This window comes from Streptomyces anandii JCM 4720, from assembly GCF_014650655.1.
GTDB lineage: Bacteria > Actinomycetota > Actinomycetes > Streptomycetales > Streptomycetaceae > Streptomyces > Streptomyces anandii.
Window position 1 is genome coordinate 3,036 of sequence record NZ_BMVJ01000032.1, and the last position, 1,817, is coordinate 4,852.

At 69.1% G+C, this 1,817-nt stretch carries 2 protein-coding genes and 1 pseudogene; 2 read left to right on the forward strand and 1 reads right to left on the reverse strand.

Going from position 1 to position 1,817, the window contains the following annotated elements:
- Nucleotides 1-248: 248 nt before the first annotated feature.
- Nucleotides 249-1,019: an FAD-dependent thymidylate synthase gene (gene thyX, locus IE249_RS32930; protein WP_189710783.1), complete on the reverse strand. Its 771-nt coding sequence runs from the start codon at nt 1,017-1,019 to the stop codon at nt 249-251.
- A 199-nt stretch (nt 1,020-1,218) separates the two neighbouring features.
- Between thyX and IE249_RS32935 the strand changes: the two genes are divergently transcribed.
- Nucleotides 1,219-1,452 carry a hypothetical protein gene (locus IE249_RS32935; protein ID WP_189710785.1) on the forward strand — a complete coding sequence of 78 codons (234 nt, stop codon included), beginning with the start codon at nt 1,219-1,221 and terminating at the stop codon, nt 1,450-1,452.
- Nucleotides 1,453-1,554: 102 nt separating this feature from the next.
- A pseudogene (locus tag IE249_RS39245) lies at nt 1,555-1,817 on the forward strand (hypothetical protein); the annotation flags it as partial.

Here is a 1,817-nt window from a genome sequence, read left to right on the forward strand (position 1 = left end):
GGGTAACACGCTACTCGTTGGTCGAGGCGGGGTCTGCCCTAGGGCCGGTGACGACGGGCTCCGGGGGCGGGCGACAGGTCGTGACGGAGGTGGAACCCGGCACTGCCTGCTCGGGGGTTCAAGCAGTGCCGGGTCCGTTTGATCAGGCTAGATGAACTTCTAGAAATGCCGCAATACGGACACTTCGTGAGGCTGATGCGTACATCTGTACCTGGGCAGACGCGGACCGCGGGAGGTGCGGTGCGCCGCTACGGGGCGACCCGGCCGTTGGCGTTGAAGGCGGCGTGGGTGAGGGGCATGAGCCTGGCCCACTCCGCCTCCATGCGCTCGCCGACCATCTCGATCTCCCGCTGCGGGAAGGAGGGCACCTTCGCCAGCTCGTGCTGGGTGCGCAGGCCGAGGAAGTGCATCAGCGAGCGGGCGTTGCAGGTGGCGTACATCGAGGAGAACAGGCCGACCGGCAGGACCGAGCGGGCGACCTCGCGGGCGACGCCGGCGGCCAGCATCTCCTGGTACGCCTGGTAGGACTCCCGGTAGGTGTCCTCCATGACGCGGCCGACCAGCTCCTGCTGGGCCTGGGTGCCCTCCACGAAGCGGTACTTGCCGGGACGGCCCTCCTGGACGAGCTTGCGGGACTCGTCGGGGACGTAGAAGACCGGCTGGAGCTCGCGGTAACGGCCGGACTCCTCGTTGTAGGACCAGCCGACGCGGTGCCGCATGAACTCGCGGAAGACGAAGATCGGGGCGCTGACGAAGAAGGTCATCGAGTTGTGCTCGAAGGGGCTGCCGTGCCGGTCCCGCATCAGGTAGTTGATCAGGCCCTTGGAGCGCTCCGGGTCCTTGTCCAGCTCCTCCAGGGACTGCTCGCCGACGGTCGAGACGCGGGCCGCGAAGAGCACGTCGGCGTCCGACGCGGTGTGCTTGACCAGCTCGACGGTGACGTCGCTGCGGAAGCTGGGCTTCAGGTCGTCGGCGGGGGTGTCGGTGCTGTCGGTCACGGCTCGGAGGGTTCCTTCCATCGCGTCTGGGGCGGCGCCCACTCTACGGGCCGCCTGTGACATCGGGGTGTTCGGTGCCGGGGGGCGACATCTTCGGTGAAGATCTGTGATTTCGGCGAAAGCGGGCACCTTTCGGGACACTCGCTCGTCTGTGTTGATGACAGCGATTCGTTCGAGCCCCGTGAAGACTCCGAGCACCCGGAAAGGAGCCGTAGCCCCGATGTCCCGTCGGCGCGAGCCCGTCCCGTTCTCCTTCGTCGCCGAAGCCGACCGGTTCCGCAGCAATGTCGCTCCCCCGCCCCGTCGGCGGGCCTCCGCCGGTCAGCTGGCGGGGCGTGTGCTGCTGGGCCTGACCATCGTGGCGGCGCTCGTGGGTTCCCTGATTCTGGGGATGCCCGCCCTGTCGATCAGCCACACCCCCGCGCAGACACAGCAGGCCTCCCACGGGCACTGATCCCCCGGGTGCCCCCCTTGGACCCCCACGGGTGGTGAGCGGGGACACAGCCGGATAGCCTCACCGGGCACAGCCCACGCATGGATTGAGTGAGGACCAGCCGTGCCCCTGCCCTTCCTGACGGCCGATCGTGCCTTCGACACCGCGGACGACGTCGCGCTGCCCTTCGACGACCGTGAGCGCTGGCGGCGCCCGTACCGGCCGGGGCCGTGGCGGGTGGGCATGGCGGCGCTGCTGTTGCTGCTCGCCTCGTTCCTGCTCTTCGCGGCGGTGGTGATCGCGCTGACTGACGCGGTGTCCTCCGCCGGGTTCTGCCTCGGCATCGCGCTGGTCGTGATCGCCGCCGCGCTGCGGATGCTGCGGAT

Bases quoted from the DNA above. Each gene is read 5' to 3' on its own strand.
- thyX (WP_189710783.1), bottom strand. From the start codon at position 1,019: ATGGAAGGAACCCTCCGAGCCGTGACCGACAGCACCGACACCCCCGCC.
- IE249_RS32935 (WP_189710785.1), top strand. From the start codon at position 1,219: ATGTCCCGTCGGCGCGAGCCCGTCCCGTTCTCCTTCGTCGCCGAAGCC.